6 protein-coding genes and 2 pseudogenes are annotated in these 5,939 nt (G+C 70.9%); 1 reads left to right on the forward strand and 7 read right to left on the reverse strand.

Annotated elements, in window-relative coordinates; translation table 11 throughout:
- The 6 genes and pseudogenes from RH94_RS44795 to RH94_RS27450 form a co-directional block, all read right to left on the reverse strand.
- Nucleotides 1-216: pseudogene (locus RH94_RS44795) on the reverse strand (23S rRNA (guanosine(2251)-2'-O)-methyltransferase RlmB); the annotation flags it as partial.
- Nucleotides 217-328: 112 nt separating this feature from the next.
- Entirely contained in the window at nt 329-1,729 is a 1,401-nt protein-coding gene (cysS, locus tag RH94_RS27430) for a cysteine--tRNA ligase (protein ID WP_073950903.1), read from the reverse strand.
- 115 nt (nt 1,730-1,844) lie between these two features.
- Nucleotides 1,845-2,249, reverse strand: a complete 405-nt coding sequence (locus tag RH94_RS27435; protein ID WP_073950905.1) for a PPOX class F420-dependent oxidoreductase — start codon at nt 2,247-2,249, stop codon at nt 1,845-1,847.
- 57 nt (nt 2,250-2,306) lie between these two features.
- On the reverse strand, nt 2,307-2,801 hold the full coding sequence (gene ispF, locus RH94_RS27440) for a 2-C-methyl-D-erythritol 2,4-cyclodiphosphate synthase (protein WP_073950907.1): 495 nt from the start codon (nt 2,799-2,801) through the stop codon (nt 2,307-2,309).
- The gene (ispD, locus tag RH94_RS27445; protein ID WP_073950909.1) at nt 2,791-3,555 is read right to left on the reverse strand and encodes a 2-C-methyl-D-erythritol 4-phosphate cytidylyltransferase; all 765 of its coding nucleotides are present in this window, start codon (nt 3,553-3,555) and stop codon (nt 2,791-2,793) included. Before ispD ends, ispF begins: the two co-directional genes overlap by 11 nt.
- A gap of 307 nt (nt 3,556-3,862) precedes the next feature.
- Nucleotides 3,863-4,345 (reverse strand): CarD family transcriptional regulator, encoded by a 483-nt coding sequence (locus RH94_RS27450; RefSeq protein ID WP_003953493.1) that lies wholly within the window; start codon nt 4,343-4,345, stop codon nt 3,863-3,865.
- A 673-nt stretch (nt 4,346-5,018) separates the two neighbouring features.
- On the opposite strand from RH94_RS27450, the gene RH94_RS27460 reads away from it, so the two are divergent.
- Nucleotides 5,019-5,681, forward strand: coding sequence for a copper chaperone PCu(A)C (locus RH94_RS27460; protein WP_073950911.1), 663 nt, complete (start codon nt 5,019-5,021; stop codon nt 5,679-5,681).
- Between the two features lie 84 nt (nt 5,682-5,765).
- Here the strand turns inward: RH94_RS27460 and RH94_RS46795 are convergent.
- A pseudogene (locus tag RH94_RS46795) lies at nt 5,766-5,873 on the reverse strand (winged helix-turn-helix domain-containing protein); the annotation flags it as partial.
- Between the last annotated feature and the right edge of the window lie 66 nt (nt 5,874-5,939).

Consider the following 5,939-nt stretch of genomic DNA (forward strand, 5'->3'; position numbering starts at 1 on the left):
GAGCTCGGAGGAGGAGCGGCCCGAGCCGCGCCGCTGCTGCGGGCGGCCGCCCTGGGCGCGGCGGGCCTTGGCCTGTGCGGCGCGCTGCTTGGCGTGGCCCTTGCGCATCTCGGCGGGGGGCGTGGGGCCCTTGCCCTCCAGGCCCCGGCGCCGCTTGCCGCCGCTGCCGACCTGGGCGCCCTTCTTGCCGGACATGCGGCGGTTGTTCCCGGCCATGACCTACCTGTCTGTTGAAAGCGTCGTCCGTACGTCTATGAAGCGTACGTCCATGAAGTGTGCCGCCCGTGGGGCCGGGCGGCACAGTCGGTCTTCGGTGCTCACGCGGGTCTCAGCGTGAGCCGAGGCTCCAGCGGGGTCCTTCCGGGCTGTCCTCGATGACCAGGCCGGACTGGTTGAGCTGGTCGCGGAGGGCGTCGGCGGTGGGCCAGTCCTTGCGGGCGCGGGCGGCCTCGCGCTGGTCCAGGACCATGCGGACCAGGGTGTCGACGACGCCGTGGAGGTCCTCGCCGCGGTCGTCGCCCTCGCCGGCCCAGTGCTCGTCGAGCGGGTCGAGGCCGAGGACGCCGAGCATGGCGCGCACCTCGGCGAGGCGGGCCACGGCGGCTTCCTTGTCGTCGGCCGCGAGCGCGCTGTTGCCCTGGCGGACGGTGGTGTGGACGACGGCGAGCGCCTGGGGGACGCCGAGGTCGTCGTCCATGGCCTCGGCGAAGGCGGGCGGGACCTGGTCGGCGGGCTCGACGGTGCCGGCCTTCTCCACCACGCGCTGGATGAAGCCCTCGATGCGGGCGAAGGCGGACTCGGCCTCGCGCAGCGACTCCTCGCTGTACTCGATCATCGAGCGGTAGTGCGGGGTGCCGAGGTAGTAGCGCAGCACGATGGGCCGCCAGTGCTTGACCATCTCGGAGACCAGCACGCTGTTGCCGAGCGACTTGGACATCTTGTCGCCGGCCATGGTCACCCAGGCGTTGTGCACCCAGTACCGGGCGAAGTCGTCGCCGTAGGCCTTGGCCTGGGCGATCTCGTTCTCGTGGTGCGGGAAGATCAGGTCCAGGCCGCCGCCGTGGATGTCGAAGGCGGAGCCGAGGTACTTGTGGGCCATGGCCGAGCACTCCAGGTGCCAGCCGGGCCGGCCCTCGCCCCACGGGGTGGGCCAGGTGGGCTCGCCGGGCTTGGCCGCCTTCCACATGGCGAAGTCCCGCGCATCGCGCTTGCCGGTCTCGCCCTCGCCGGAGGGCTGGAGCAGGTTGTCCAGCTCCTGCCGGGACAGCTGGAGGTAGCCGGGGAAGGAGCGCACGTCGAAGTAGACGTTGCCGTCGGCGGCGTAGGCGTGGCCGCGTTCGATGAGGCCCCGCATCATCTCGATCATCTCCGGCACGTGGCCGGTGGCGCGGGGCTCGTAGGTGGGCGGCAGGCAACCGAGGGCGGCGTAGCCGTCGTTGAAGGCGCGCTCGTTGTCGTAGCCGATCGCCCACCAGGGGCGGTGCTGTTCGTGCGCCTTGGCGATGATCTTGTCGTCGATGTCGGTGACGTTGCGGATGAACGTCACGTCGTAGCCGCGGTAGGTGAACCAGCGGCGCATGATGTCGAAGTTCAGTCCCGAGCGGATGTGCCCGATGTGCGGGGCCGCCTGCACGGTGGCACCGCACAGGTAGATCGAGACACAGCCCGGCTTGAGCGGGGTGAAGTCACGGATCTGCCGGGCGTTGGTGTCGTACAGGCGAATAGTCACGCCTCCAGGGTAGTGGGCCGCGGGGGGTGCCTCGCACTCATTTCCCGCGCGCCCGCCGCGCGTGCGTGACCTCGACCGGTCGTCAGCCGGTCCTCGACCTGTCCTCGGCCGGCCGTCACAGCCTCCCGGCGACCTTTCCCGGCCGGATCCGCACCACCACCCGGTCGGCGTCCTGGGCCGAGGAAGGATTGAACTCGGCGTACTTCTTGCCGGTGTACTTCAGGGACAGTTCGTCGATGAGTTCCCGGGCGCCCTCGGTGGTGAGTTCGGCGGTGCCGCGGATCTCGGCGTACTCGTAGGGCGACTCGGGGTCCACGACGACGACGCTGACGCGGGGGTCGCGGTCGAGGTTCAGCTTCTTGCGGCGGTCGACGGTGGTGGAGATGAGGACGTCGTCGCCGTCCCGCTTCACCCAGACCGGGGACAGCTGCGGGCTGCCGTCGGGCTGGAGGGTGCCGACGACGACGAAGACGGGGCCGTCGAGCAGTGACTTGATCCGGTCGGACAGGGCGGCGGGCATGGGGGTACCTCCGTGAGCCGGGGCGGTGACGGCCTGTGCGGGTACCCTCGCACGCCCTCAGTCCACTCGCACCACGAGCGCCGTGGCCACCGCCATCAGGCCCTCGCCCCGGCCGGGGAAGCCGAGTCCGTCGGTGGTGGCGCCGGAGACGGTGACCGGCGCGCCGGCCGCCTCGGAGAGGATCTTCTGGGCCTCCTCGCGCCGCTTGCCGATCTTCGGCCGGGGGCCGACGACCTGTACGGCGACGTTGCCGATCCGGAAGCCCGCCGTACGGACGATCCGTGCGGCCTCCGTCAGGAGCGTGACCCCGGACGCGCCCGACCATTCGGGGCGCCCGGTGCCGAAGTGCTGTCCGAGGTCGCCGAGGCCGGCGGCGGAGAACAGCGCGTTGCACGCGGCGTGCGCGACGACGTCGGCGTCGGAGTGCCCGGCCAGTCCGGGGCCCTCGCCCTCCCACTTCAGTCCCGCGCACCACAGTTCGCGGCCGTCCTCGAAGGCGTGGATGTCGGTGCCGATGCCGACCTGGGGCAGCGGGGGTGTGTCAGAAGCCATCGTTGAGCCTCCGGCGGGCCAGGACCGCCTCCGCGAGGATCAGATCCAGCGGGCGGGTGACCTTGAACGCCTCCTCGTGACCGGGCACGGTCACGACCGGCTCCCCGAGCTGTTCGACCATGCTCGCGTCGTCGGTGACGTCGTCGGTGACCGTCTCGTGGGCGTGGATCAGCGTCGCCCGGTCGAAGCCCTGCGGGGTCTGGACGGCCCGCAGCCGCGACCGGTCGGGGGTGGCGAGGACCGGTTCGGGTCCGCCCGGCGTCCGCGCGGGTTCGACCTGCTTGACGGTGTCCGCGAGCGGCAGTGCGGGTACGACGGCGACGGCTCCGTCCCGTACGGCCTCGATGACCGCGTCCACGGTGTCCACCGGCACCAGCGGGCGGGCCGCGTCGTGCACGAGGACGATCTCGTGGCCGGGCGGCAGCGCGTCGAGGCCGCGTCCGACGGACTCCTGGCGGGTCTCGCCGCCGGGTACGACGAGGACGTCGGTCCGCTCGGGCAGGGGGTGGGCGTCGAGGAGCGACTTGACCTCGGCGGTGCCGTCGGGCGGGGCGACGACGACGACGAGGGACACGGCGCGGGAGGCGGCCATGGCCCGTACCGCGTGGACGAGCATGGGGGTGCCGCCCAGGGTGCGCAGTGCCTTGGGGGCGCCCGGACCGAGGCGTACGCCCCGGCCGGCGGCCGGGATCACGGCGGCGACGGGCCCTCCGGGCCGGCCGTCCGTGGGCGAGGGAAGCGAATCGTCAGACATCGGTTCCTGTCAGGTTTGTGTTCCGGCCCGGCGTGGGTATGGCCTGGGGGTAGTAGCCCCTGCGCGTGGAGCGCGGGGAGTGCCGGGCGCGAGGCCTTGACCGGACCCTTCCGTGACCCTGGTCGAGCCCGTTGTCCGGGCCCGGCACACAGTACCGGGGGATCACTCCCCCGCCGTACGGCATGGACGCCACGCGCGGGCATGCGTGGGTACGAACATGCCGCAGCGCCCGGCGACGGGAATCGTGTCATCGGGCACCGCGGCATTTACTGTGCTGAACTGAGGCGGGTGTGGCCGTCGCCTCGCGTCAGGAGGCGAGGACCTCGTCGAGCAGGGCCTCGGCCTTGTCCTCGTTGGTGTTCTCCGCGAGGGCGAGCTCGCTCACCAGGATCTGGCGGGCCTTGGCGAGCATGCGCTTCTCGCCGGCGGAGAGTCCACGCTCGCGCTCGCGACGCCACAGGTCACGCACGACTTCCGCGACCTTGATGACATCGCCGGAGGCGAGCTTCTCCAGATTTGCCTTGTAGCGACGCGACCAGTTCGTGGGCTCCTCGGCGTACGGAGCGCGCAGCACCTCGAAGACCCGGTCCAGCCCGTCCTGACCGACCACATCACGCACGCCGACGAACTCCGCATTGTCCGCTGGCACACGCACCGTCAGGTCACCCTGGGCGACCTTCAGCACCAAGTAGGTCTTGTCCACGCCTTTGATCTGGCGAGTTTCGATGGCCTCGATCAGCGCGGCCCCGTGATGGGGATAGACCACGGTGTCGCCAACCTTGAACGTCATGTGACAGGTACCCCTTCCGTGGCTATCCAGGGTAACACGGATACGGCGTCTTCTGAATGGCGTTTTCGCAGGTCAGGGCATATCTCGGGGCTTGACAACAGCAACAGGGACGTGCTTCGGAAGGGTCACGGGGGTCAAGAGGAAGCAGGTATTCGCAGGTCGGAGGGGCTCTTCACGGGGGGTGAAACGCGTACGCTACACACTTCCGGCGGCCCGTCCAAACGGCCGAACATCCCGATTTGTCTGGTTCCCGACACTCGACTTCCGCTACTCCGTTCGGTGCGCTCCCGGTGAGTCCCGGCCGAATCCGGAATTGATCACGGCCTTCGTCACATCGGCCGACCGGACGGCCTGTGATCAATTCCCGCCACCGCACGCATTCCTTACCGGAAATCCGCGCAACGCCGGAGGCGGGCTATGCGGACGGGCTCTTAGTGTGAATGGCGGACGGGCGCGCGGCCAATGCGGACGGCCCCGCGCCGGTCCGTCCGCACGGCCGGATTCCGGGCTCCGGGGAGTGGTGTGCCGGACAGGTGTCCGCGTGCCCCGGGGGCATAGGGGCGGGTCGGGTGCGACCCCGTCGGGGCGGCTCGGTAGCCTAAGGCCGCCGACATGACACTCAGGGTGGCTTTATTCACAGAGCCGCCCCTGCGTTAAAGGAGTTGCCGCCGCCGTGAGCAGCAGCCTTCGACGCGGCGCCCTTGCCGCCGCCGCCCTCGCGTTCTCGATCGCCTCGCTCGCCGCGTGCGCCGCCGGCAACGATGCACAGACGCTCCAGATCAAGCCCGACAACGCGGCCACGAGCGTCGGCAACATCAAGATCCAGAACGCGGTGGTCGTCACCCAGCCCGGCACCCAGGCCAAGGGTCCGGCCGTGATCATCGCGACGGTCTTCAACAACGGCAAGACCGACCAGACGCTGGACGCGATCAGCGTCGAGGGCGACGGCACCGCCCAGATCACCCCCGCCCAGGGCCAGAGCAAGCTGACCGTCCCCGCACACGGCTCCGTGATCATCGGCGGCAAGGGCAACGCCTCCGCCGCGCTGCCCAACCCCGGCCCCACGGTGAAGGACGGCAACGCCCAGAAGATCACCTTCACCTTCAGCCAGACCGGTGACGTGAGCCTGCGCGCCTTCGTCGTCCCGGCCGAGGGTTACTTCGACCAGTGGGGCCCGAGCAGCGTGCCGGCGGCCCCGGGCGGCCCCGGCACGCCGCAGGCGTCCGACTCCGCCGCGGACAAGCAGTCGACGTCGCCCTCGCCGGACAAGTCGGAGACGGCCGGCACCACCCCGGCCCCGAGCGACTCGGCCTCCCAGTCCGCGGCCGGCAACTGAGACCCGCGCCGTACGCCACAAGGGCGGCACCCTCCCTGCGGAGGGTGCCGCCCTTGTCGTAGGAGCCTCGCCGTACGGCCCGGCTCACGGCTCGAACTTGTATCCCGGCCCCCGGACCGTCACCAGGTACCGCGGCGCACCCGGATCCGGCTCGATCTCGGCACGCAGCCGCTTGACGTGGACGTCGAGCGACCCCTCCCCCACACACCTCTCGCACCGCCGTGCGGGCTTCGACGCGCTGCGCCGGGCTCCGCCCGC

The sequence above is a fragment of the Streptomyces kebangsaanensis genome (genome assembly GCF_001906585.1).
GTDB lineage: Bacteria > Actinomycetota > Actinomycetes > Streptomycetales > Streptomycetaceae > Streptomyces > Streptomyces kebangsaanensis.